This is a genomic window from Leeuwenhoekiella obamensis (genome assembly GCF_055391795.1).
In genome coordinates, this window is the sequence record NZ_AP029251.1 from 3446198 (window position 1) to 3471697 (window position 25500).

The 25500-nt window shown below is 36.4% G+C and carries 20 protein-coding genes, 1 tRNA gene and 1 pseudogene; 13 read left to right on the forward strand and 9 right to left on the reverse strand.

The window, feature by feature from the left end; all coding sequences use genetic code 11:
• Window positions 1–9: 9 nt before the first annotated feature.
• From ACZ5L8_RS15180 to ACZ5L8_RS15190, 3 genes are read left to right on the forward strand one after another with little or no spacing between them, the layout of a single operon-like run.
• Entirely contained in the window at window positions 10–1938 is a 1929-nt protein-coding gene (locus tag ACZ5L8_RS15180; protein ID WP_464438509.1) for a RagB/SusD family nutrient uptake outer membrane protein, read from the forward strand.
• A 22-nt stretch (window positions 1939–1960) separates the two neighbouring features.
• Window positions 1961–3139 carry a DUF5000 domain-containing lipoprotein gene (locus ACZ5L8_RS15185; RefSeq protein WP_464438510.1) on the forward strand — a complete coding sequence of 393 codons (1179 nt, stop codon included), beginning with the start codon at window positions 1961–1963 and terminating at the stop codon, window positions 3137–3139.
• A gap of 26 nt (window positions 3140–3165) precedes the next feature.
• Window positions 3166–4320, forward strand: a complete 1155-nt coding sequence (locus tag ACZ5L8_RS15190; RefSeq protein ID WP_464438511.1) for a DUF4998 domain-containing protein — start codon at window positions 3166–3168, stop codon at window positions 4318–4320.
• 1059 nt (window positions 4321–5379) lie between these two features.
• Here ACZ5L8_RS15190 and ACZ5L8_RS15195 read toward each other — a convergent pair.
• Both ACZ5L8_RS15195 and ACZ5L8_RS15200 read right to left on the reverse strand, forming a co-directional pair.
• Window positions 5380–6477 carry a nuclease/transposase family protein gene (locus ACZ5L8_RS15195; protein ID WP_464438512.1) on the reverse strand — a complete coding sequence of 366 codons (1098 nt, stop codon included), beginning with the start codon at window positions 6475–6477 and terminating at the stop codon, window positions 5380–5382.
• 2 nt (window positions 6478–6479) lie between these two features.
• Complete coding sequence (locus ACZ5L8_RS15200) at window positions 6480–7268, reverse strand: RNA polymerase sigma factor (protein WP_464438513.1); 789 nt, start codon at window positions 7266–7268, stop codon at window positions 6480–6482.
• 194 nt (window positions 7269–7462) lie between these two features.
• On the opposite strand from ACZ5L8_RS15200, the gene ACZ5L8_RS15205 reads away from it, so the two are divergent.
• The 10 genes and pseudogenes from ACZ5L8_RS15205 (at window position 7463) to ACZ5L8_RS15250 (ending at window position 16102) form a co-directional block, all read left to right on the forward strand.
• Window positions 7463–7696, forward strand: a complete 234-nt coding sequence (locus tag ACZ5L8_RS15205) for a helix-turn-helix domain-containing protein (protein WP_464438514.1) — start codon at window positions 7463–7465, stop codon at window positions 7694–7696.
• A gap of 359 nt (window positions 7697–8055) precedes the next feature.
• Complete coding sequence (locus ACZ5L8_RS15210) at window positions 8056–8682, forward strand: hypothetical protein (RefSeq protein ID WP_464438515.1); 627 nt, start codon at window positions 8056–8058, stop codon at window positions 8680–8682.
• Between the two features lie 154 nt (window positions 8683–8836).
• The gene (locus ACZ5L8_RS15215) at window positions 8837–9157 is read left to right on the forward strand and encodes a carboxypeptidase-like regulatory domain-containing protein (RefSeq protein ID WP_464438516.1); all 321 of its coding nucleotides are present in this window, start codon (window positions 8837–8839) and stop codon (window positions 9155–9157) included.
• Between the two features lie 365 nt (window positions 9158–9522).
• Window positions 9523–9876: pseudogene (locus ACZ5L8_RS15220) on the forward strand (transposase); the annotation flags it as partial.
• Between the two features lie 168 nt (window positions 9877–10044).
• Entirely contained in the window at window positions 10045–10371 is a 327-nt protein-coding gene (locus ACZ5L8_RS15225) for a hypothetical protein (RefSeq protein ID WP_464438517.1), read from the forward strand.
• A gap of 2 nt (window positions 10372–10373) precedes the next feature.
• Entirely contained in the window at window positions 10374–10754 is a 381-nt protein-coding gene (locus ACZ5L8_RS15230; protein ID WP_464438518.1) for a hypothetical protein, read from the forward strand.
• 266 nt (window positions 10755–11020) lie between these two features.
• Window positions 11021–12220 carry a hypothetical protein gene (locus tag ACZ5L8_RS15235; RefSeq protein ID WP_464438519.1) on the forward strand — a complete coding sequence of 400 codons (1200 nt, stop codon included), beginning with the start codon at window positions 11021–11023 and terminating at the stop codon, window positions 12218–12220.
• Between the two features lie 309 nt (window positions 12221–12529).
• Window positions 12530–14371 (forward strand): NACHT domain-containing protein, encoded by a 1842-nt coding sequence (locus ACZ5L8_RS15240; RefSeq protein ID WP_464438520.1) that lies wholly within the window; start codon window positions 12530–12532, stop codon window positions 14369–14371.
• Between the two features lie 293 nt (window positions 14372–14664).
• Window positions 14665–15666, forward strand: a complete 1002-nt coding sequence (locus ACZ5L8_RS15245) for a DNA-binding protein (protein ID WP_464438521.1) — start codon at window positions 14665–14667, stop codon at window positions 15664–15666.
• A 1-nt stretch (window position 15667) separates the two neighbouring features.
• The gene (locus ACZ5L8_RS15250; protein ID WP_464438522.1) at window positions 15668–16102 is read left to right on the forward strand and encodes a type II toxin-antitoxin system death-on-curing family toxin; all 435 of its coding nucleotides are present in this window, start codon (window positions 15668–15670) and stop codon (window positions 16100–16102) included.
• Window positions 16103–16803: 701 nt separating this feature from the next.
• Here ACZ5L8_RS15250 and ACZ5L8_RS15255 read toward each other — a convergent pair.
• The 7 genes from ACZ5L8_RS15255 to dnaE all read right to left on the reverse strand — a co-directional run bounded on the left by ACZ5L8_RS15255 (window position 16804) and on the right by dnaE (window position 25372).
• A complete protein-coding gene (locus ACZ5L8_RS15255; RefSeq protein WP_464438523.1) occupies window positions 16804–18045 on the reverse strand; it encodes a site-specific integrase in 1242 nt (413 codons plus the stop codon).
• 251 nt (window positions 18046–18296) lie between these two features.
• Window positions 18297–18370, reverse strand: a tRNA-Asp gene (locus tag ACZ5L8_RS15260).
• 115 nt (window positions 18371–18485) lie between these two features.
• The gene (locus tag ACZ5L8_RS15265; protein WP_464438524.1) at window positions 18486–19418 is read right to left on the reverse strand and encodes a DUF58 domain-containing protein; all 933 of its coding nucleotides are present in this window, start codon (window positions 19416–19418) and stop codon (window positions 18486–18488) included.
• An 8-nt stretch (window positions 19419–19426) separates the two neighbouring features.
• Window positions 19427–19834, reverse strand: a complete 408-nt coding sequence (locus tag ACZ5L8_RS15270; protein WP_464438525.1) for a hypothetical protein — start codon at window positions 19832–19834, stop codon at window positions 19427–19429.
• A gap of 1 nt (window position 19835) precedes the next feature.
• Complete coding sequence (locus ACZ5L8_RS15275) at window positions 19836–20384, reverse strand: ClpP family protease (protein WP_462599788.1); 549 nt, start codon at window positions 20382–20384, stop codon at window positions 19836–19838.
• 121 nt (window positions 20385–20505) lie between these two features.
• Window positions 20506–20823, reverse strand: coding sequence for a thioredoxin (trxA, locus tag ACZ5L8_RS15280; RefSeq protein WP_462599787.1), 318 nt, complete (start codon window positions 20821–20823; stop codon window positions 20506–20508).
• Between the two features lie 166 nt (window positions 20824–20989).
• Entirely contained in the window at window positions 20990–25372 is a 4383-nt protein-coding gene (gene dnaE / locus ACZ5L8_RS15285; protein ID WP_464438526.1) for a DNA polymerase III subunit alpha, read from the reverse strand.
• Between the last annotated feature and the right edge of the window lie 128 nt (window positions 25373–25500).

Sequence of the window (25500 nt, forward strand, 5' to 3'; positions counted from 1 at the left end):
TTGTTAAGTATGAAGAAAATTAAATTAGTATTAGCGGTTATCTCTATTTGTTTAGGTTCTTGTAGTGATTATCTGGATGTAGTTCCAGATAATGTTGCTACCATAGAGTATGCCTTTCGAAGTAGAAATGAAGCTGAAAAATACTTATTCAGTTGCTACAGTTATCGTCCTCAAATTGGATCAGTTGATTTAGATCCGGCTATGGCATCTGATGAAACTTTTAAGAGATATGGAACCAACGGTGCTGGGCAAGTATGGCAAAACACAATTATCGCTAGGGGATTTCAATCTCTTACCAGCCCCATATTAAATAGTTGGGATGGAGAAAATTCTTCAGAATCAGCCTGGAAAGGTATAAGGGAATGTAATATCTTTTTAGAAAATATTGACTTAGTTCCTGATTTAACTGAAGCAGAAAAGAAAAGGTGGATTGGAGAGGTTAAATTTTTGAAAGCCTATTATCATTTCTATCTCTTGAAATGCTATGGGCCAATCCCGATAGTTGATGAGAATCTTCCTATTTATTCACAGCCTTCAGAAGTTCAAATTTATCGTGAACCAGTAGATGAAGTGTTTGCATATATTGTAGAACTTCTTACAGAATCCATTGACTATTTGCCTGATGCTGTAGATGTTATAGAAGGGACTGAAGCGGGAAGGATAGATAAACTTATTGCTTTGGGAGTGAAGGCAAAGGTTTTGACTTTTGCGGCCAGCCCTTTGTTTAATGGTAATACAGATTATGCGAGTATAGTAGATAGTAGGGGTCTTCAATTATTTCCTCAACAGTATGACGAAAATAAATGGCGTTTGGCTGCTGAAGCATGTAAAGAGGCTATAGACGAATGTCATGCTCAAGGTAAGTCTATTTATGATCTTGTAGATCCATTAGTATTGGACGCAGATCCGATATTTCAATTGCAAACCACATATAGGCAGGCTATTACGCATCGTTGGAATCAGGAGTTGATTTGGGGTAATACTCGGTATGATAACTATTTCCTAGCAAGATCGACTACGGCTAGAATTATAAGAATGGAGAACGTAAATAATGCGATGACTGAATATGCTCCTACACTACAATTTGTAGAAAAGTATTACTCAAATAATGGAGTGCCCATAGAAGAGGATATAACGTGGAGGGATGAGTCTTGGTACCAAAACAGATATAAGGTGCGAGCAGAACCCGCTCAAGAAGATGAAGGGAAGCGTATTGAGCAAGGAAAATACACTGTAAACCTCCATTTCAATCGAGAGCCAAGATTCTATGCTAGTATTGGGTTTGATAAAGGTATTTACTATGGAAGCGGATATTATCAATTTAATGACTCGCAAAGAAATGTTAAGTACACAGATTTTTTAAAAGGTGGAGTAACAGGTTTTCAAGGAGGAAGTGGTTACTCAATTTCTGGTTATTCTGTAAAAAAACTTCATAGTTTTAAAAATGCTCAAACTTCCACTTCGATATCAACTGAATATTTTCCTTTCCCAATTTTAAGACTAGCAGATCTTTATTTATTGTACGCTGAAACGCTCAACGAAGCCAATGGTCCCACTGATGAGGTCTACACTTATATCGATCTTGTGAGAAGCAGGGCAGGACTGGCAGGTGTTAAAGAATCGTGGTCTAATTATTCAATAAATCCAAATAAACCTAATACAAAAGAGGGGATGAGAGATATTATACATCAGGAACGCGCAATAGAGCTTGCTTTTGAAGGAAAAAGATTTTGGGATATTAGGAGATGGAAAGAAATAGGAGTCATGAATAATCAACCTAAAGGTTGGAACATTCAAGGAGAAACTCCTGAAGAATTCTATAAAGTCACCCTATTACCTCAAATACCTGTTTCATTTACTACTAAAGATTACTTCTGGCCTATCAAGGAATCAAATTTAGCAGTGAATCCTAATTTAATTCAAAATTATGGATGGTAATAAAACTTATAAAATGAATGAGATGAAAAAAGGATTAACACAAATATTGATTTTCGGGCTTATTCTGGCTTCTTGCGAAGAAGAGCCTATAGGACAACAACCTTTAGATTCTGTGCCACCTGGCGAAGTGACAAATGTTGAATCATATAGTACTCCTGGAGGGGCAGTAATAAAATATACACCTCCTAAGGATGAGGACCTCTTGTATGTGAAAGCTGTTTACTCGAGAAAAGAAGGCGTGATTTCTGAATCAAAATCTTCAAAATATGCTGATTCTATTGAGGTTGAAGGTTTTGGAGATGTTTCTAGTCAAGATATAGAGTTAGTAGCTGTAGATAGAAGTAGAAATAGTTCAAAGCCAGTAAAAATTAGTATAGTTCCATTACAACCTGCTGTCCAAACTATTGCAGAATCAATTAATGTAAAAGAAGACTTTGGAGGTATAAGACTTACATGGGAGAATCCAAGTAAAGCTGAAGTATCTATAGTTTTGCAGGAAAAAGATTCACTTCTTGATGAATATGTTCCTTTAGAAACGTATTACTCCAGTGCAAAGGAAGGGATGTTTGCGGTCTATGAATTAGATACTCTCCCAAGGCATGTTGAAGTGTACGTTCAGGATCGATGGGAAAATCGGTCTGAAATAGCAAAACACACTGTAATTCCTCTTTTTGATACAGAATATGACAAGAATAAATTTTCATTTGTTGATCTACCTGGTGATGGGCCGCATCACGCAGCTTGGGTACCTAGTAATATATGGAATGGCACACCCAGTCCAAACGGGTATTCTTCAGTAGGAGGTCAGGGAATATGGCCCCAATCTTTAACAATAGATTTAGGGGTGTTAGGGAAATTAAGTAGAATGAAGATATACCAACGAGTAGAATCTGAGAATTATATATTCGCTGAAGGTAATCTTAAAAAGTTTGAAGTCTGGGGAGCAGAAACTTTAGATCTTAGTGGGTCTTGGGATAGCTGGACCAAACTTGCAGAATTTGAATCTACGAAGCCATCAGGCTTACCATTTGGACAAGTAAGTGATGAGGATAGGGCCTTAGCTGTAAATGGTGAAAACTTTTCTTTTGACGCTTCCAACCCCAAAGTTCGATATATAAGATTTTTAATAAAGGAAACCTGGGCTGGAGGTGATAACTTTCAGATCATGGAAATGGATGTTTTTGGTGATAATAGACAATAGAAGTTACACAAGAAAAAATGAAAGTTATGTTGAGAAAAATTTTCAAACATTGGAAAACTAATATATTAGTACCCATATCCGCCATATTTAAATATTATACATTCTGCTTAGTGATTATTTTTTTAGGATTGCAAGGATGTTCTAAAATGAATGATTTGCATCAACCTTATTTAGATGAGGGAGAATATATTTATGCAGAAAAAGTTGATACCGTTACTGTGGGCTCTGGTGATGAACGCATCCAATTAAATCTATTTCTATCTTCTGAGGATATTGAGGTTGCCCGTGTCTTTTGGAATAATGGTTTAGATTCTCTAGATGTTGATATTGATTTCCAGGAGGGGGTGTTCAGCCAAATAATTGATGAGTTGAATGAGCAGCAATATGATTTTAAAATAATAACTATTGATGGTTTTGGTAATAAATCTCTTCCATTTGAAATAGAAGGAAATGTTTATGGTAATAATTATAGAAACACTATTTCTAATAGAACTATAAGCACTATTAAGGCTAACAAAAATAATGAGCTTGTGATTAATTGGAGTGAAACCGTAAATCCTGATCTACTATATAGCACAGTAAGTTATACAAATCAAGATGGAGAGCATGTTGTGGATTCTGTTCCTAGTACTGAATTTAGAACTATATTGGAAAATTATAGTTCTGAGCTGAAATATAATACTGGATTTAAACCTGATTCAACCGCAATAGATATATTTTACACTGAAAATGTAGTTGTAAATACAGATAAAATAATTTTGGATTACGAAGAATGGACTATTGTTGATTTTTCATCTCAGCATGGAGGAAATGAAAACTCTGTACAAAACGTTATTGATGGAAATCAGAATACCAGATGGCATTCTTTAGCAGGAGGATCTAGTTATCCTCATTGGGTTACAATAGATTTAGGAGGATTGGTTAATTTTTCTACTCTTGAAGTTTTAAGATCTACTTTTGATGGAGGTGGTGATAATAGGGCGCCAGATAAATTTAGATTTGAGGTAAGTATAGATGGTATTACCTGGGTAGATGCAGGAGAATTTGATTTTAACAGGTTGATAAACGACCCGCAGAGCTATAGCATAATGCTTCCAGAACCAGTAAGATTTGTTAAATTCACGGCCTTGGAGGGTCCAGAAAATAATTTTGTTCTAGGAGCTATAAAATTATATAAATAGTTATTTCTTAAATGATATTTTGAACTATTTGTTTTCTTCACCCCAACTCCCTTCATTGCGAAAAGCTTCATTACATGAAATGCGGTTCACAGAAAAAGGTCTTAAACCCAATCCCTGATCCCGATAGCAATCGGGAGGATTACGTTCGCTTTTTCAGCAGCGTAGCGAAGGAAAATGAGAAGCAAGAGGGTAACACGCTGCGCGGTGTTACGGGTGTATAACTCATTTTCTTTCAATTGATTGTGTTGATCGGGGGTTCAGTCATTTTCTGCAGTTTGCGACAAATGCCCTATTAGACTCTATAAATAGGCTGATTTTTGCGACAATTTTCAATAAGTTATACAAAATGGCTTGCCTGAAACGGAAATAGTAAAATTACTTTACAGCCCTAACTCTGGTTGACCATTCACCACTTTTACTTCCATTTCGCGAAAGCTTTATTGCAGTAAAAGAGGTTCATTATACAATGTCTTGGCCACAAGCCAAAAACTTATTAAGTATATGAATGAATGATAAATTCGTGTACGTTTTTGACTCAAGTCCGCTGGGACCTAACTTAAATTGACCGATCAGGGTTTCAGTATTTTCTTAAAATCCTCATCCCCTTACCTCTTGCTGCTAAAAAACAAGTTTTAAAATTAACCGGAGTGCATAACCGCTATGCTTTTATAACTCCTCTTTAATTTTAAAGCTTGGAGATAGAATGCATCAAAAGGTAATGCGATGGCGCTGGAGGAAGTAAGTGAAATTAGGGATACCTTAACCACCCTGATCTACATACTTTTTCTTTTCGACAGCAAAAGGAAAATGCTCAAGATGAAATAAGTAAATGATACTGCCTTGCGCCAAACTTTGCATCTAATTGGTATGATGAATTAGTTGTTTTGCAATGGTCTTATTTTATAGATGCAAAGTGCTTTTCTATTAGTTTGCAACTTACCTACTTAACGTTTCATTGCATTAAATACGATTAGCTCACGCCGTTGTATATGCTTTTATGCATTTAGTGAGTATCTGTGATCTCACCTTATGGGTGTACAAGCACCCTCAATAAACTTTTTAATCAACAATGAGTTCTATACCTGCCTTTTTAGCCTTGTATTCTATCTTAGTCATTAGTTCATAATAGTTCCAGTTTCTAAGGACAAAGTTTTGTTGCTTAGCAGCTTCGATCTTTGCTTCCTGATCTATGAGAATAAGAGTCCCTGCATGATGCTTGACACAGAAATCAATTAGCATTTTGCTGTACACATGCAGACGCTGGGTTACATATTTTTTTTCTTTATCCCGAAAATTATCTACTGCTTTTAACTTGCGTGACTTGCCATGACCTCCCTTAGTGTATTTGGATGCATCCAAAGCCCGCTTACGAGCCGCCTGAATGGCTAGTCTGCGGTATAAGAACTCTTCTTTAGTGCCAATGTTGATGCGTTTACTGCCTATTTTAGCTTTTATGAGACATTCTAAAGAGAGTGAGGCTTCTGCAATCACATTGGGTTTTAAGAAGTGTTGCTCCTGCTGAACATCAAAGACAGCCAGCCAAAAGATCTTGCCATCTTGTAGCTTGATCTCTGAGGTGCGTAAGCGTGTCTCTCCTTTTAGAACCCGATGTAAGAGACTGCGCTTATCTGAGAAGTCTCTTCCCAGATAGGTACAAAAGGGAATCTGGAATAAGCGAAAGCAAAAGGCCTTACGGGATTCATCATATCGGAAACTCCACATGCACCGGGGAGCAAAAGGAAAGCCATTATTGCGCTTGAAGTTTTTAAGGGAGCGCTCACCGCTCCAATACTTTGACCTGTTTTTATGAAATGAACTCTCTAAGTTTTTATTGAGACTGTCTAAGATGTCTGTGGGAATTCTACCTTTAAAACGATTAGAGACCACCCTATATGTACTATTGATGCGGGAACGGTTTAGGATACCATTTTCATGCTTCTTGACATCAGCGATCTTGTATTTTATGTCCTCAGTGAGGTAAAAGAAATCCTGGATCATTTCCTGTATATACTGATGGCTTACAATGATGTTAGAAGCTTTAAAGCAACAGTATTGCCAGTCGTAGAGTTTAGCCAACGCGGCTTTGCGCTCCTCATAATCGGGCAGGTCTATCTTAAGCTGGATCTTACGGGTAAGACTAAGTGTTTTTGTTTTCATGCTTACGCGGATTGTAAATGTTGATCGTTGCTTTGTAAGAACTTATAGGCGGTAGTAAAGGCACGGTGAACTTCTTTTTGAGATAGGTTAAGCTCTGTGGCTATCTGGGCAAAGGAATATTGCTGCTTACAGCGTAAGTCTAAGACCTGCTCCTCCTGCGGGGTCATCTCAGATGAGGTGCTAATTGCTTGTGGGGTGTCATCTGATGTATTCATAACTCCTTGATGAAGGATATTCTTAATCTCTTCAATAGTTTTGTTCATGGTGATACGTGCCTCAGTGATGCTGATGCCCATTTGATCAGCAATAGTTGCATACTTAAAACCATATTGTATACATAGTTCTATAAGGCGTTTGCGCTGGGCGGCTAATAGCGGTAATACAGATAGTATCTGTTCATACTCTTGCTGTCTTTTTTCCTGATCTACTAAATGATGATCGATAGTATGAGGATCATTGCCTAACATATAATCCTGATAGTTAGGTATAGTGTCTAGAGCAAACAAGTTGCGTTGAAACTGATTTTTAGGACGTGCATAGTACCAATTAGACTCGTTTGTAATGACGGTATATAGGAAATTAACCAGATGTGTAGGAGACTCTATTTGCTCGCGTTTTTCCCAAAGGGTCATAAAAGTGTCTTGTACTAAACTCTCTACCACAAAGACATCCCGAATAAGGCTCCTGCCCATCCAATAGATGCGGCGGTGGTAGTGCCTGTAAATGGCATTAAATGCCTGTGGACAACCTTGTTTGAAAGCCTTAAAATGTGATTTGATTTTTGAGCACATAAATTAACCCGTATTAATTGAAATGTGTACATAGCAGCCGTTATGCTTCAATAGGTAAATGGCAACCCGACAATTAGAATTGCTTATAATTCCTTAGCAATTCATCAAATATAGTAAAAATCATTTAATAATGGTACATGTACCTTTGTTAGGTGACTTATTATTTTACTTCTTGTACTTCGTAAGAAGGAACAGTGATAAGTAAAATAGAGGCTTATATTATTGAAAGGGTTAAAGAAAGAAGGAAGGAGGCAAACCTATCTCAAATTGCCCTATCCCAAAAACTAGGAATGAGTGATAGCTTTATTTCTCACGTCGAATCTAATACCAGAAGAGCAAAATATAATATCAATCATCTTCATGCTATTGCACAAGTACTCCAATGCTCTCCAAAAGACTTTTGGCCGGATAAGCCTATAAAGGATTAAATTTTTGATTTTAAGTACTTTCTAAGTATTACTTCCAGTGTGATGCTTTCATACACTCCTCATACACTATCCATACTTTATCCATACACTATCTAGGGAGTATCCACGGGTGAACCTATAGGATTGGCTCGTCCTAAAATAGCTATACAGATTAATAAATAAATCCTGTTATGGCTATACTATGCTAATTTTTAGTCTTGAAATAGATATACACGTTGATTTTTAAGGTTTTTATGGGATTCTGTAAAACTTGTAAGCTGTTGAATTGTAGATTTATATCTTGAATAAAAACTGCGGATATCCGACTGTATTGTAGGATATCTGTTATATTTATGCGGATATAACAAGTTAGCAAACAGTTGGAAAAACAAATCCACATATTAATTTTTAGTCTGATTTCGACTTTTGCATTTGGACAAACCGAAAAAGAATCCTTTTGGAATCCTTATATCGAGTCTGACCGAATTGAAATTGGATTAAAGCATTATGACAGTCTGAATTTTGAAAAAGCTTACCGAATTTGGACAGATTATCAGGTTGTGGAACTGATTAAAATAACTGACTCAACTTATAACGGAACACTTACAAATTTTGTCACTAAACATAAAAGGAAGAATAAAGCAGAAACGATTTACCAAAAAATAAAAATCCCAAACGGAACAGTAAAAGAATTAATGACCTCATTACAAAAAGAAAACATAGAAACATTAAAAGACTGTTCTGAAATTGAAAATTATCCTCAAGGGTTTGATGGTAAAACTTATGTTTTTGAAATTGGAACTGAAAAGGAAAAAAGAATTTACTCATATTGGGAACCTGAAAACGAAAGATATCAAGACCCAGAAATGTCTGAAATAAAAAACGTCCGGAACATATTAAAGTCAATCAACAACGAATTTAACTTGTGGAAATATTTTAAAGATTTTAGAGACAGATTACCAAAAGGAAGTTATTCTTATGGAATGATAAATATGATTAAAACATAAAAAACCGATTTGCTAACACTGTATATAATTTATTGCTAGTTCTAGCTTACTTACGAAAATCCTCGCGGATTTTCTATTGGGTTTGTATTTGCTAAATTAGGTGCTTAAAACACGCAACAAACCATATACAAACCCGTTGCCACCAATGCAGAAAATGAGAACACTAACAATAATACTGACACTTGCGACACTGACGACTTTGACATCGTGTGACTGCATACAACATTTAACAGGAACAGTCATAGACGCACAGACTGACCAACCAATTCAGGATGCACATGTCCAGAAAAAAAATAAGAAGAATTACAAGGCGGACACAGACGAGAAGGGAAATTTTGAAATAAGGAGTATTTCAGGTGGACTTTTTGGTTGTCCTCCAATGACCATTATTGTTAGCAAAGAAGGATACGAGTCAAAAACAATAGAAATCGACAATGCCGAAGATGACAAGATAAAACTTCAAAAAATAGAATGACCATTTCACGGAAACATATTATGCTTGTAATTGGAATAGTGATTATCCACTTGACAGTTTATATACTACTTGGACTATTACTCATGAACTATGACGACTTCTACACCGAAGGTGAAGGAGAATATTGGAGTTTAGCGAGCATGACAATCACAGAAAAAATCACTTATATTGGACTGAATTCATGGCATGTAATAAACGTACTTGGGATTGTTTATATAATTTACAGAATGACAAGAAAATTAAAATAGCACTGGTGGCAATAACGCATATAGTTTATGGCGGGTGTATGGGTGTTAGCAAGGTTTTCGCTCTGTAGCCAGCTTTATTTTCGGTGGACAGGAAAGTGCTTCGAAACCGCCACAAGTCATTTGCTGACTTCCAATCAAACCCAATACAAAGCACGTAATTACACCTTTAAACAATACAAAACCAAAGCCTGTAAAACCTGTCCGGTACGCAAGAGCTGTACCACTTCAAAAGTCAATGGCAAGGTCATTCAGCGTAGCCAGTACACCCAAAACATTCAAGACAACGCTAGGCGCATTGCACAAAGTGGTGATCTTTACAAAAACGTCAGGCTCTGGTAGAACATCCATACGGTACGATTAAGAGGCAGTGGGGCTTTGACCATATACTGACCAAAAGAGGACTGCAAGCAGCATCGGCAGACTTAGGACTGATGGTTTTGGCTTACAACCTTAAAAGGCTGTTTAATCTTGGGATCTTCACAGCTCTTGATTGTGTTATAGCGTACGTTTTAGTGCTCATTAAGGCTTTTAAAAGGAATGTGAAGTTAAACTACAGTTTTAAAACAAAAACAATCCAATATTCGCTTTTATTGGAAATCGAAGGTACTTTAACTACTTTTAAAGAATAAACAGGTGGTTTTGAGACAGACTGCCGTTGGGCACCATTTGACAGAAACGATGAAACTTAAATCAATATTCGGAAATACTTTAAAAAATGAAATTGGAGATTTAACTAAGAACATTTTAAATGACAAATGGAAAGGTCGAATCTCATCTACAGAAATAGAAAGTACTGGAATTATGAACTGTGAAGAAATTATTTCAGAGTTTTTAGAACAAAATGAATTTGGTTGTGCATTTGAACACTTGACTTATGTAGTATCTGAAACAGAAACTAATTTGACAACTGAGCAAGCAACTAAAATTAAACAGTTAGACAAAAAATTAAATTCATATAGTAATTAAGAATGAGTTGGGATATTGTACTTTTTAATTCAAGACAGAAAATAGAATCAGTTGCGGAACTTGACGAAAACCAACTCGAATCGACTGACTTTACTGGGATTTTAGAAGGCTCATTTGACCGAATAAAAAAAGACGATAATCACAGAGAAATAATCGGAACTAATTTTACGATTGACTTTTTTGCGGATAATGAAAATTCAAGCAATTTTATGCTTTCACTGTACGGCGAAAATGGAATTTTCGCTCTAATTGAACTTGCTAAAAAACATAACTGGCAGATTTACGACTCTGGAATTGATGAAATGGTTGACTTGGAAAATCCCGAAAATAATGGATTTGACAATCACAGAAAATATGTTGATCAGATATTAAGAAACAAATAAAAACGGTGTACAATAACTAGCGTTCGTGTGGTCGGTACGACCCAGCATGAACTCCGTGTTGACTGAACCGTTTATGAGTGGGTCAGCTTTCTATGTGTTTTAGTCTGCTTTGGGTGGGATATTTGATGCGTGTATTAGACTCTTGATTGTTAGTGAGTATGTGTTTTACTGCCTAGAATGCTCACTACTTCTTAGATGTGGTCGAGTTTGCTATTTATTGGAATTTGAAGGTACTTCTACTACTTTTAAAGAATAAACAGGTGGTTTTGAGACAGACTGCCGTTGTAGATAATTACATGTTCAACGAAATTACAATTAAGCAAAGTCAAAATCTTCTATTTGATTTAGGTCAAATAGCAGAATCCTTATTGTTCTATCAAAAGGTAAATTTGATTTGTAACGTTTCGTTTTTCAAGTTTTTACTTGTCCATGATGAAACAGACACTTTTCTTGAATTAATGATTACTGGCAAAATCCATGTACAAATTGAAGACAACTTATTTGCTAGTATGCGGAAAGCTGTTGGAGATGATAATGTGCTTTGGTATAAACCTGTTCTCGTTAGAAGTGAAAACGTCATTCTTCAAGAACGATTAGAAAGAGTAATTTATGAAACAACCCAAAGGCCAGGTTACAGCAAAAGACTAACAAAAAAAATACTTAATAATTCAGAATTATTACTTCATACTGAAGAAGCTTTGGATTTTGTAAAACAAGACCTTAAAGACGAAGTTTACTTGAAAAGAGCAATTTCTTACAGTATAAAAAATTTTCATCCTGATATTATAGTTGAACCAGAGACAATTCAAGCAGTAGTAGATAATTATGACGAAGGACTCTTAATAAGAACCAATGTAAACTTCAATAAAATAAATGAGCAAGTCAGTAGAGATAAAACTATAAATGATGAATCTGTTTTAATAAATATTATGAACACGAGAGTTGATTCTACTTTAGCAAGTAAAATGAAAACCGACCTTGTTACTAGCCCAATAATTACGACTTTATTACATGAAAAAGTTAATAATATTATTAACAAAACTACCGATAATCAAGAACAGATTGATAATTTTTCAGACATATACTTACATGAAGGTAAAAAAATTAGAGAAGTCTTAAACTCTGGTGAACGTTCGTTAAAAGAATATATGGAAGTACTTGACAAAGCAGACAGATTTAAAGAATGGTTGGGTAATATTGAAAACGATGAGAACTTATTGAAAGAATATAATAAAGCTGTTACAAGTGAAACTTGGGTTGACAAGCTACCTGGGAAATCTTTAAGGTGGACAGTTTTTACAGGATTAGGATTGACAATTGACCTACTAGGTGCTGGAGGCATTGGTACAGCAATAAGTACAGCAATAAGCGCAGGAGATGCCTTCTTATTAGACAAACTTATTGACGGATGGAAACCAAATACATTTGTTAATGGAGAACTCGATAAATTTATTAAATCAAAATAACTATCTAATAACTAACGTTCTTGTGGTCGGTGCGACCTAGCATGAATGCCTTGTTGACTGAACCGTTTATGAGTCGGTCGGCCTTCTATGGGTTTTAGTCTGTTTTGGGGTGGGATATTTGATGCGTGTATTAGACTCTTGATTGTTAGTGAGTATGTGTTTTACTGCCTAGAATGCTCACTACTTCTTAGATGTGGTCGAGTTTGCTATTTATTGGAATTTGAAGATACTTCTACTACTTTTAAAGAATAAACAGGTGGTTTTGAGACAGACTGCGGTTAGGTGTAATTTTTTATTGAAATCCCGTTAATGAACGAATTAGAATCTCTTTTCACACAAGCTTTAATTGATAATTTGATCAATAAAGGAATTAATAGTGTATCAAGTCTTTTTGAAAATCAACTATCCAAATTAAATAAACAAGCTAAGAAAAGACTGAAAAAAGAAGATTATGAATATTTCAAAGAAAATTATGACTTAGAAGTTTCAGAAGCTAAAGTACTTAGTCATTTAAAAAGTAATTTTCAAGCTGCATTGACCTGGTCAAATGAAGTGAATTTCTCAATGGCAATTGCATCAAGAGAACTTAATAAAGTTTTCGTTGATATTGATTTACATTTATCGCCATTAAAAGATAGATTTGATAGTGATGATATAACTCGAACAACTAACAGTAAAAATCTATTAAAGAATTTTAAAAAAAATAAAATAATTTATGGTGGAGCTGGTGCGGGAAAAACTACTCTAATAAAAAGATTATTTAAAAACATCCGGAAACAAGATGATTCAACTTATATACCGCTGGTAATAAGGTTTAGAGAATTGAATTATGAAAATGGAGTTTATGAACAGTTTGGGTTATTTAAAATTCTAGTTGACATATTAGGGATCAATACTACTCTTCCTCGAAAGTATTTTGATGATTTCGAAAGTGAATATTATTACATTTTAAAAAATGCAGTAATCAATTTTTTTAATGACTGTAATGTATTACTTATAGCAGATGGTTTTGATGAAATACCAAGTAATAATCTAAAAGGTAAAATTGAAAAAGACTTTAATTCTCTATCATTAGAACTCACCAACTCAAAATTCATTTTAACCTCTAGAAGTAATGATTTCCAATCAAATTTAGTTAATACAGATGTTTATGAAATCTGTTCGCTTAGTGATAAACAAATCAAATTGTTAATTAGTAAGTGGATTAACAATAAGAAAAAATCAGAAGATTTATTTAAAAAAATTCAATCTTCACCATACTATGATACAACAATGCGACCACTAACATTATCGCATTTATGTGCTATTTATGAGCGTAAACAAACGATTCCTCCCAAACCTAGATACATCTATGATTTTGTATTAACGCTATTATTAGAAGCTTGGGATGAACAAAGAAGAGTTGTAAGACCTTCCAATTATGCTGAATTTTATATTGAGAAGAAAAAAGAGTTTTTAGCTCATTTATCTTACTGGCTATCCTTTCATTTAAATAAAAACATTTTTAATGGAGAAGATATAAGAAAATGTTATCGGAAAATTCATAGATCCCACAATTTACCGGCCTCACAAGCGAAAAAGGTTGTTAACGAATTAGAAAAACATACTGGGGTATTCATTCAAACTGGATTTAATTCATATCAATTTTCACATAAATCGCTTCAAGAATTTTTGACAGCAAAATATTTATCTGCTCTTCCAAAAATTCCAGATATTGAAATATTAAATAAGCTACCAAATGAAACGGCAATAATGGTTTGTTTATCCTCGGATCCAAATTATTACTTTCAGGAATTCAATAAATATTTTAAATATTATAAAGATTATTTCTGGAGAGTCTTTTTTGGTAGATTATTAGATGAGAAGCCTGATTTTACAGAAAATCCAGGAGTAATTGTATTCTTTATAAATAATATGTGGCAAAACAAGGATGTCGTTTTCAGAGAAGCATTTTTTGAGCTTCTAAAGCATACTAATCTGAAAGTAGCATTAAAATCCTTCTTCAAAAACTACGAATTGGATGGAACTTACGATGACTATGTTGCATTCGTTTTTAAGGACTTAAAAATTCCAATTATGGAAAGGGATTATTATCCCGCTAAATTGCATATTGACCGATATAGCTATGATACCGTAAAAAACTACACCTAACAACGGCTCATCGCAAATAACGGGTATAATCGAAAAGTGTAATTTTAGAAACCAAGAAATAAAACAAGTAAGCCAACATCTCCGCTTCCCAACTTCCGCAACTGGCGATAATCGTAACTGCTATGTATGCTTAAAAGAAGCTTATAACTATCAATTTCATACAAAACTATATTACCTTTGTAAGTAAATATCTGATAAACAATGCGTTTATCAACAAAAAATCGGAGTTATAAACAACCAACCCGCATCTGTGCGGGTTGGTTAACGAAAAGTTATTAACAAAATTTGGAAGATTGAAAGATTTAACCTCTTCAAATATAGATAGGCAGAACGTATTAAATAATATAACTGTTCTTGAAAATCTTAGAAGCTATTTAGGAGTACCTGGAATGCTTTTTCAAAAGGAATATAAATATACGAAGCAACAAATTTCTGAATTTTATCAAATTGATATTGCCACAATTGAGCGATACCTTGAAAATAATGAAAAAGAACTTAAGCATAATGGTTATATAGTATTAAAAGGGAAGAATTTAAAAGAGTTCAAAAAGGAATTTGGACATATTTTAAATTTATCAAGTAATACTGCTCACTTAGGAGTTTTCAATTTCAGGTCATTTTTGAATCTAGGAATGTTATTGGTTGAAAGTGAAATTGCCAAAGCCTTAAGAAGTAAAATTCTAGATATTGTAATTGATAGTTTAAATGAAAAGGCCGGAGGATCTACAAAATATATCAATCAAAGAGATGAAGATTTTTTGAACACAATTTTAAAAGAGCCTCATTATAGAAAAGAATTTACCAACGCACTGAACCTCTATCTAGATCTCGGAAATTTCAAATATCCAGTTTATACAAGTAAAATCTATGAATGTATATTCAAAGAGAATGCTACCGAATATAAAAAAATCTTGAACTTAAATGAGAGGGAGAATGCAAGGGATACAATGTACTCTGAAGTCCTAAAATTGATTGCTTCTTTTGAGAATGGTTTGGCACACGAAATGAAAAAGAGGTCGGACTCTTTAGGAAGAAAATTGAAAAAACATGAGATGGACGAATTACTAAATGAGTTTTCGACCCATCCATTATTTAAACCATTAATTGAAGATGCCAGAATTAAAATGGCTAGTAGAGATTATGGATTTAGAAAAGTTTTTCATGAAAATCTAAAAAACTACATCAGCACTATATCCCAATCAGATTTTGAAAGGTTTTTAGGAGAGAAAAGTAAAGCGCTTGAAGAAAGAATTGAGGAAAATATTGATGTATTCAAAAGGTTGAAAAACAGGTAAAATGACATTCATTTATTTTGATTTTCATTATGCAGTTAAAGAACACGATTATATAATAGAACATTCTGGAGGTTTACATGGAGCTAAAGATTTAGGACTACTTCATGCGACTTTAGAATTTGTAAAAGATGACAATTATTATCCTGAATTAGAAGACAAGGTTTCTTATTTATTCTACTCAATCAATAAAAATCATGCTTTTAATGATGGTAATAAACGTTCTTCTATTGTATTAAGTGCCTATTTTTTAGAAATTAATGGATTAGACCACATTGTTTCTATATACATGGAAATGATGGAAAATATTGCAGTAGACGTTGCTGATAATATTATAGGTAGAGACCTGCTCAAAGAAATCATTATAGCAATAATCTATGACCAAGAATTAAGCTACGATCTAAAAATAAAGATTATCAATGCTAAGACTAGAGAATAGTTTTATGTCATCACTTAACAAAGATCCGAGGTAAAAACAAACTCTTTTCGCATTTAATTTTAGACATATTTATCCTCAGCTAAAATTTTAGCTGTTCCATTTTATTATTTTTAAGACCTATCTTATGGATGCGATGGTTATGTTATTTTAATAATAGACATTACTTAATTTAGCAATAGCAACGGCTTTTTTATATGATTGTGATAAGCTTCAATTTACAGTTTGTGGTAGAATTAATATGTTTCGGTGGCTTTTGAATTATTTTGAAAGGTTCATTTGAGTAAATAATTTAAAAATCACCTAAGCGTGATATAGCATTAATTTATCGCAAATTCAATGCAGTTGGTTGAAGCATTTAAAAACGGAATTTTAAGACGTTTTAAGGCGCTTAATTATCGTAAAGGGGTAAAGGTGTCATCTTAAGTGTGTTTTGTCGATAAAAGATTGCTTAAATTTGTCAGCATTAGGAGTGTGAAGTCTTTTACAAACTTCAAATTCAGATTTTATAAATTATAAAAAAAACCTTCCTGTCAGGTTTTTTTTTGTTTATGTTTATTAATGTTTATAGAAGATACCAGCGCTTGTCCATTTTTTGGCCCTGTAATGGGACAGTAGTGTCCCGGGCATGGACAAATTTTGGCATAGAGCAGTCCTATGCTAAAGCCTTTTAAAACCCTTCAAATCTTATGAGGGTAGAATTGTTATTTTGTCCGTTCAAAAATTTGATTCAATAATGGTTTCTGTTTTTTTAGAATATCCATATCTGCACCAATTTTGGTGTCTAAGACTTTAGCATATATTTGGGTTGTTTTAATGGAAGTATGACCCAGCATTTTGCTCACTGTCTCCATGGGAACACCTCTAGATAATGTAACGGTAGTTGCGAATGTGTGTCTTGCTAGGTGTGTAGTTAGGTTTTTCTTGATTCCACATACATCTGCAATTTCTTTTAAATAAGCATTGGATTTTTGATTTGTCAGGACTGGCAATAATTTATCATCTTCTTTTTGACACGTATGATTTTCATATTTACGGAGGATCCGTTCAGCTGTTGGTAGTAGGGGTATACTACTAAGAGTTTTTGTTTTTTGCCTTTTGGTCTTGATCCAGTATTCTCCATTTAACCCCCGAACTATATTTTCTGAACTAAGTTTATGTATATCTGCATAGGCTAGACCAGTAAAGCAACAAAAAAGGAAGATATCTCTAACTTGCTCCAATCGGATAATAGAAAATTCTTTTTTGGCAAGGTTATTTAATTCATCGGCGGTTAAAAATTCTCGTTCTTTTGATTTCCAATTGGATTTCCAATGAAAAAAGGGATCTCTATCGATGAATTCGTGAGCCAGGGCTAAGCGCATAATTTTCTTGAAATTAACTATATACTTTGTGGCTGTGTTGTGTGCGCAATTCTTTTTTGATTTGAGATAATGCTCAAATCCTGAGATAAATTGGTAATCAATTTCCCTTAAAGGTATGTCTCCCTTTTTTTGGAGAAAATGTAGATAGTTTACTAGATGAGTTTTCGCTGCCTTATACCTTTGCAGGGTCCCTTTAGAATAACCTTTGCCCACAAGACGCTCCATCCCATCATTATGCTCTTGAAAAAATTCTAAAAGCCTACGTTGTTCGGTTTCCTTACCTTGATAGATATTACGGATAATTTGGGCTGAAACTGGCTTTTCATCCCTTAGGAGTCTGTCATGGATTTCATAGACTTTTGTGCGTATATCGTCTAAATGGCGGTTGACCATTCTCGACTCCGCACTAAACCCACTCATCTTACCTGTTTTAGAATCCCATTTTCTTGTTGCCTTGTGCTGTGTTGAAAATTCACTCCGTCTGGAATCTACCGTAATCCTAGCATAAATTGTAGCTGGTTTTAGTGATTTTTTAGCAGAATTTTTAGGGTAGAAAAGAATTGAAATTGAACTTGACATCATTTTGAGCTTTTAAATGAGTCAATTAAGGTACAAAAGTACTATTTAATAAATGTTAAAGAAATAATGTAAAGCTTTTAAATTTAACACTTTATGGGTTGTTGCGGTGAGTGTTTTTAATGATAAAAAAGACTCACCGAATCACTCACCTTTTTTTTGGAATTATATGGTATTAAACGCTATTGAGTGAAAACAAAAAAGCCTGTAAATCATATGATTTACAGGCTATTGTAGGAATTTAAACCGATTCCTAGCGGTCTGGACGGGACTCGAACCCGCGACCCCCTGCGTGACAGGCAGATATTCTAACCAACTGAACTACCAGACCAATTTCTTTGAGAACTATTGCTAAGTGTTTTGGGCTGTCCCTTTCTTTCTTAGCGGATGCAAATATACACCCTCTTTTAATCTTACCAAATGTTTTTTTGAAAAATTTTTACTCCTTATTGAAATCGTTGACGCTCTACTAAAAACGTTGTCAAAATCGGTCCAAAACCATGCTGAATATCAGCACTTAAGTATTTTATCTGAAATTTTGCACAACGCATGCGCAATTCTTCAAAATATGCTTTTACTTGTTTTTTATAGTTTTCGCGCACGTTGTCACTAAAAACATTGATGTTATTTCCGCTTTCTAGATCGATGAATTTCTTAGGAGCATTATCAAAATCAAAATTAACCTCTGTAGCGCCGTCATACGTGTGAAAGAGTAGTACCTCGTGCTTATTGTATTTAAGGTGTTGTAAGGCGCTAAAAAGCTCTTCCTGCTCTTTGTCATGCTGCAACATATCGCTAAATAGAAAAACTAGTGAACGACGTTTCAACTTTTCGGCGATGAGGTGAAGATTAGCGTAAGTGTCTGTCTCTTTCTTTTGCGGTGTGTTTACAAAGGTTTGAATAAGCTGATCCAGCAACATGTGGTGGTGGCGCTCGCTTCCCTTTTCGGGGGAATAGAATTCAAATTCTTTACTGTAAATACTCATGCCTACAGCATCGCGCTGCTTTTTCATGAGATTCATTATCGCGGCTGAAGCCAAAACCGAAAAACCGATCTTGTTTAAATTTGTGATTCCTGGCTTTTTTGTAAGCTTGGGATAGTGCATACTGCTACTATTGTCTAAAATAAGATGACAACGCAGGTTTGTTTCTTCTTCGTAGCGTTTTGTATACAGCTTATCTGTGCGGGCATAAAGCTTCCAGTCTATGTGCTTTGTACTTTCGCCTTTGTTGTACACTTTGTGTTCTGCAAATTCTGCAGAGAAACCATGAAACGGACTTTTGTGCATTCCAGAAATAAAACCTTCTACTACCTGACTGGCCAGTAACTCAAGGTTACCAAAGCCAGATTGCGAATTTATTTCTGCTTGAATGTCCACAGTTGCCGTTATTTCTTGATTATCGGGATGTTTATTGAGCTAAAAACATTTTTGATGTTCTTGATCTCTTTTTCGCCATGGAGCGTAACTAGATCACGCTTCTTCCCATTTTTAAGCGCTATTGCAAAGCGGCTGTTGCCAAATTTCTCCTTCTGCTGCAATGCTTCTATTTCGGCGAAAGCCAACTCTTTTTTAATGCTCTTCTTAGTATAAAACCAGATCAAAGCCACGACAGAAAGGAGTCCAGCGCCGATCCATAAATACGAGATCGCACCCATGCTTGATGGGTTTAGGGATAGATTAAGAACGGCATTAAAAAGGTTGAGGTACATTAATGCAAGAAGAAGGCTATAATTTGTGCGTACGCTATCTTCAATTATAACCTTCTTGTTTTTTTGATCAACTTTTAGTTGCATGTTATCCTTCCATTGCGTCTACGATACCGTAGGCTAAAGATTCTTGCGCGTCCATCCAGTGGTCACGATTGAAGTCTTTCATTACTTTTTCAAAAGATTGTCCGCAATTGTCTGCAAGGATCTGTGCGCTTAATTCTTTTGTTTTAATGATCTCTTGTGCTGTGATCTCAATATCACTTGCAGGTCCGCGACCACCGCCACTAGGCTGGTGAATCATCACGCGGGCATGCTTCTGGATGTAGCGTTTACCTTTTTCGCCACCAGATAGTAGGATGCTTCCCATACTTGCTGCAAGACCAGTGCAAATTGTGCTTACTGGACTTTCTATATTTTGCATGGTGTCATAAATAGAGAATCCTGAAGTTACATAACCGCCTGGGCTGTTAATGTAAAACTTGATCTCGTCATGACTTATAGAATTAAGGTACATAAGGCGATCTACTACGTGCTTTGCACTTTTATCATCTACCATACCCCATAAAAACACTTTTCTTTCTTCAAGGAATTGTAATTCAATTCTATCCTGAGGCTTATTTATCTTGTTGCTCATTGTATGTATATTATAATTTTATGACCATTATGGTCTTAAAAAGACACTTTAAGTAAACTTAAAAATAAAAAGGTTTGGCCCATGAGCCAAACCTTTCTAAAAAGTATTTTTTAACGACAGATTACAATAATTTGTCTATCGCTTCTGTGTAAACATTTTTAGGCGCTACACCTACCTGGCGTCCTACAAGTTCACCGTTTTGAAACATAAGAACTGTAGGTATGTTACGCACACCATATTTAGATGCAAATTCTTGGTTAGCATCTACATCTACTTTACCTACAACGGCTTTACCGTCATATTCAGTACTGATTTCTTCAATTACAGGACCTACCATTCTACAAGGTCCGCACCATGCAGCCCAGAAGTCTACAAGCACAGGCTTGTCGCTTTTAAGTACAGTTTCTTCAAAGGTTGCGTCTGTTATCTCAAGTGCCATTTATTTAGATTTATGTGTTATACTCGCAAAATTAGTCAATTATTTCTCTAAAGCTTACAGCGGTTATATTAGATTTGGTTATTCCTTTATCGATTTAACTGATTTAGAGAAATTTTCTGGCTTTCGCCAAAAGTGCTTCACTGTTATCACTCGGAGATTTTCAATGTTAATTGAGTTTAAAGTTTACATTTTTTCGCTTTAGCTCATCAAGCAGCGCAGCACAGATCTTCACCTTTTTCTTTCGACTTGCCATATTTAAAGCTATTTGTTCCTTAGGTTCAAAAACATAGAAAAACAAATTGTGGTCACCGCGGTAATCATTAAGGGTTTCCTTAATGTCGTCTATGCGTTCTGTGCTTACATCTTGTAAGTCTAGATTGATCGTTAATTTCTTACTGTATTGATCCATGCAATCCTGCAATTGCATAAAGCCATTAAATTGTGTGCGAGGATCTCCTTTTTTACCTGTGTCGCGGTTTACCCAACCTTCTTTTACAAAAATGCGAACGTGTACAAAAGAGTTCACGATCAAGAAATGCCTGTATTTTAAATACTCCTCACCAAACATCCTGAACTCAAAAGAATCCTCAAAATCCTCAATGGTAAAGGCGGCCCAGAGTTTACCATTTTTAGAAGTTCTGTGTTGCACATCTGAGATCACTCCTCCCACGGCGATCTCTTTATTTACATGTTCTTCTAGATTTTTAAAGTCAGAGATCTTACCGTTACAGAAGTTATCCATCTCGTATTTAAAATCATCCAGCGGATGCCCAGAAATATAGATTCCTACAACTTCTTTTTCACGTTTAAGTTTTTCCATCGTTCCCCATTCTTCACATGGCGGAACAACTGGTTCTGGGATCTGTACATCGCTAGATTCTCCAAACAAACTTACCTGCGAACTATTCTCATTCTCTTGAAACTTTTGCCCATATTTTACAGCTTTTTCTAAGAATGTGATTCCGTCGCCTTCATCATGAAAATATTGCGCTCTGTGAGTTCCGCCAAAACTGTCAAAGCCACCGGCAAGTGCCAAGCTTTCAAAGGTCTTTTTATTCGCCGCGCGTAGATTTAGGCGTTTAGCCAAATCAAAAACACTGCGATATGGCCCATCTTTTCTATTCTCAACAATAGTTTGCACGGCGTTGTTACCTACACCTTTTACAGCGCCCATCCCAAAACGCACAGCGCCACGATCGTTTACCGTAAACTTCTTGAAAGATTCATTTACATCTGGTCCTAGAACTTCTAATCCCATGCGCTTACATTCTTCCATAAAGAAGGTAACCTGCTTGATGTCGTTCATATTGTTAGAGAGTACCGCAGCCATATATTCTGCAGGGTAGTGGGCCTTGCAATATGCAGTTTGATAGGCGATCCATGCGTAACAAGTAGAGTGTGATTTGTTAAACGCATACGCAGCAAATGCTTCCCAGTCTTTCCAGACCTTATTTAGTATTTCTTCATCGTGGCCTTTTTCTTTACCGCCGTTAATGAATTTTGGCTTCAGCTTTTCTAGTAAGGCGAATATCTTTTTACCCATCGCCTTACGCAGCATATCGGCTTCACCTTTAGTAAATCCGGCTAATTTCTGCGAAAGCAACATCACCTGCTCTTGATACACGGTAATACCATAAGTTTCCTCAAGGTATTCTTCCATGTCGTCTAGATCATAGATAATTTCTTGTTCGCCATGTTTACGCGCAATGAAATCTGGGATATATTCCATCGGTCCCGGGCGATACAATGCGTTCATCGCAATAAGATCTTCAAAAACCGTAGGCTTTAAAGCCTGCATGTGTTTTTGCATTCCGGGCGATTCGTATTGAAATATCCCTACCGTATCTCCACGTTGGAAAAGCTCGTATGTTTTTTCGTCGTCAAGCGGAAAAGAGTCTGGGTCAAGGTCAATGCCATGCTTGATCTTTACCAGCTTCACCGTGTCTTTGATGAGCGTAAGGGTCTTCAGACCCAAGAAGTCCATCTTAAGCAATCCAGCTGATTCTACAACGCTGTTATCAAACTGTGTTACGTACAGATCAGAATCCTTCGCAATTGAAACGGGAACGAAATTAGTAATGTCGTCTGGTGTGATGATCACCCCGCAGGCGTGAATACCCGTGTTTCTTACAGAACCTTCCAGTTGGCGTGCCTGGCGTAGCATTTGCCCTTCCAAGTCGTCGCCTTCTGCAAGATTTAATAGTTCATTGATCTTTACCAGATCGTCAGAACGGAATTTCTTTTTAAGATCGGCCTCACTTTGTCCAAAGATCTTATTCAGTTTAGACATGTTTGGGATCAGCTTCGCGATCCTATCAGCATCGCTTAATGGTAAGTCAAGAACACGCGCGGTATCACGAATGGATGACTTTGCCGCCATCGTACCATAGGTGATGATTTGCGCCACTTGATTTGCGCCATATTTCTCAATTACATAATCCATAACCCGGCTACGACCTTCATCATCAAAGTCGATATCAATATCGGGCATGCTCACACGATCTGGATTCAAGAAACGCTCAAAAAGCAGATCGTACTTGATTGGGTCAATATTTGTAATCCCCAGACAGTAAGCCACCGCAGACCCTGCTGCCGATCCACGACCCGGACCTACCGATACGCCCATGTTTCTCGCTTCGCGGATAAAATCCTCAACGATCAAGAAATAACCCGGATATCCCGTATTTGCAATTACATCAAGCTCAAAGTCCAGACGTTCTTTGATAGAATCAGTGATTTCAGGATAACGCTTTTTTGCACCTTCAAAGGTGATGTGCTTCAAGAATTTATTCTCCCCGCGCTTACCGCCATCCAGTTCATCTTCTTCAAACTGAAATTCCTCAGGAATATCAAACTTAGGAAGCAGTACATCACGCGCCAGTTCAAAAGGTTCGATCTTATCAACAATCTCCTGAATGTTTGTTATTGCCTCTGGCAAGTCAGTAAACAAGGCCTTGATCTCATCAGCATCCTTGAAATAATATTCATCATTAGGAAGCCCAAAACGATATCCGCGGCCGCGGCCTTTTGGCGTGGTTACTTTCTCATTATCCTTCACGCACAAGAGCACATCGTGCGCATCAGCGTCAGACTTATCTATGTAAAATGTATTGTTTGACGCGATAAGTTTTATGTCATGCTTTCGCGAAAAGTCCACCAATGTTTGATTTACGCGATCTTCATCTTCCTGACCGTGACGCATGATCTCAATATAGAGGTCTTCACCAAAAAGTTCCTTCCACCACAGCAAGGCTTCTTCCGCTTGCTTTTCACCTACGTTCAATACTTTACTGGGTACTTCACCATAAAGGTTACCCGTGAGCACAATAATATCTTCTTTGTATCGCTCTACCACTTCACGGTCAATACGCGGAACGTAATAAAAACCTTCGGTATATGCGATAGAGGCCATCTTCGCTAAGTTGTGATAGCCTTTCTTGTTTTTTGCCAAAAAGACGATCTGGAAACCATTGTCTTTTTGGGATTTGTTCGTTCTATCCTGACAAACATTGAGCTCAATTCCCACCACGGGTTTCACGATGGTTTCAGTAGGCGCTTCGCCCTGCTCAATGAGTTCTTCATTTTTCTTTTTCGCGGAAGCGTTATGGCTCATCAACGCGCGCACAAAGTGAAACGCGCCCATCATGTTGCCGGTATCTGTGAGGCCTACCGCGGGCATTTTTTTTGCGATCGCAGCATTCGCAATGTCCTGAACGCTAGCCGTAGATTGCAGGATGGAGAACTGCGAGTGGTTGTGCAAATGCGCAAAATCAACCTCGGCAAGTTGCTCTTTGTTTTCTTTAATTTCTTCACGGGAGATCTCGCCGCCTTCGGCTTTTTGCAGCTCCTTGCGAATCTCATCTGAAGCCGCCTTAAGGTTGATGTGCTTCAGCCCGATGAACTCAATAGGCTGCGGATTCTCACGTGAGAATTCTTCAAAATAATTTGCAGGAACATCAAGCTCTTCAATGGTGAAGATCCTGCGGCGAATCAGCTCAAAAAAGCAACGCGTGGTTGCCTCAACATCGGCGGTTGCGTTGTGCGCTTCCGCGAAAGGCTGATTAAAAAGATATTCGTGCAGCTCAGTAAGCGTAGGCAGTTTAAACTTACCGCCACGACCACCGGGAATCTGGCAAAGTTGAGCCGTTGTTTCGGTACAGGTGTCAAGCACGGGCATTTCTGCCATTTGATTTGAAACGTCCAGACGGTGAAATTCTGCGCCCATGATATTGACGTCAAACCCCACATTTTGACCCACAATAAACTTGGCGCTATCTAGAGCATTTTTGAATTTGACTAGCACATCAGCCAGCGGCAAACCGTCGCGTTGTGCAAGCTCTGTTGATATCCCGTGAATACGCTCTGCATCAAAGGGAATGTCAAAACCATGTGGCTGGATAAGATAATCCTGATGATCCACACAATTACCCATGTCGTCATGCAGCTGCCAAGCGATCTGTATGGCGCGTGGCCAGTTGTCGCTGTCAGTTATGGGAGCGTTCCAATCGCGGGGAAGACCAGTGGTCTCAGTGTCAAAAATGAGATACATTCCTTAAAATCTGTTGTTTGTGGGTGAGTTGTTTTCGCTTTAAGCGAAAACGAAGAATGCCTCTAAATTATTGAAAATCGCGGGGTGAAAAAAGGAAAGTTGTGAGGAGTTTTCAACGGTTTTTTGCA

What these genes read in the sequence shown, in the direction of transcription:
- ACZ5L8_RS15255 (WP_464438523.1), bottom strand. Translation starts at nt 18,045, where the DNA reads ATGATGTCAAGTTCAATTTCAATTCTTTTCTACCCTAAAAATTCTGCT.
- ACZ5L8_RS15230 (WP_464438518.1), top strand. Translation starts at nt 10,374, where the DNA reads ATGAGTTGGGATATTGTACTTTTTAATTCAAGACAGAAAATAGAATCA.
- ACZ5L8_RS15185 (WP_464438510.1), top strand. Translation starts at nt 1,961, where the DNA reads ATGAAAAAAGGATTAACACAAATATTGATTTTCGGGCTTATTCTGGCT.
- ACZ5L8_RS15190 (WP_464438511.1), top strand. Translation starts at nt 3,166, where the DNA reads ATGTTGAGAAAAATTTTCAAACATTGGAAAACTAATATATTAGTACCC.
- ACZ5L8_RS15215 (WP_464438516.1), top strand. Translation starts at nt 8,837, where the DNA reads ATGAGAACACTAACAATAATACTGACACTTGCGACACTGACGACTTTG.
- trxA (WP_462599787.1), bottom strand. Translation starts at nt 20,823, where the DNA reads ATGGCACTTGAGATAACAGACGCAACCTTTGAAGAAACTGTACTTAAA.
- ACZ5L8_RS15195 (WP_464438512.1), bottom strand. Translation starts at nt 6,477, where the DNA reads ATGAAAACAAAAACACTTAGTCTTACCCGTAAGATCCAGCTTAAGATA.
- ACZ5L8_RS15200 (WP_464438513.1), bottom strand. Translation starts at nt 7,268, where the DNA reads ATGTGCTCAAAAATCAAATCACATTTTAAGGCTTTCAAACAAGGTTGT.
- ACZ5L8_RS15275 (WP_462599788.1), bottom strand. Translation starts at nt 20,384, where the DNA reads ATGAGCAACAAGATAAATAAGCCTCAGGATAGAATTGAATTACAATTC.
- ACZ5L8_RS15180 (WP_464438509.1), top strand. Translation starts at nt 10, where the DNA reads ATGAAGAAAATTAAATTAGTATTAGCGGTTATCTCTATTTGTTTAGGT.
- ACZ5L8_RS15270 (WP_464438525.1), bottom strand. Translation starts at nt 19,834, where the DNA reads ATGCAACTAAAAGTTGATCAAAAAAACAAGAAGGTTATAATTGAAGAT.
- dnaE (WP_464438526.1), bottom strand. Translation starts at nt 25,372, where the DNA reads ATGTATCTCATTTTTGACACTGAGACCACTGGTCTTCCCCGCGATTGG.
- ACZ5L8_RS15250 (WP_464438522.1), top strand. Translation starts at nt 15,668, where the DNA reads ATGACATTCATTTATTTTGATTTTCATTATGCAGTTAAAGAACACGAT.
- ACZ5L8_RS15240 (WP_464438520.1), top strand. Translation starts at nt 12,530, where the DNA reads ATGAACGAATTAGAATCTCTTTTCACACAAGCTTTAATTGATAATTTG.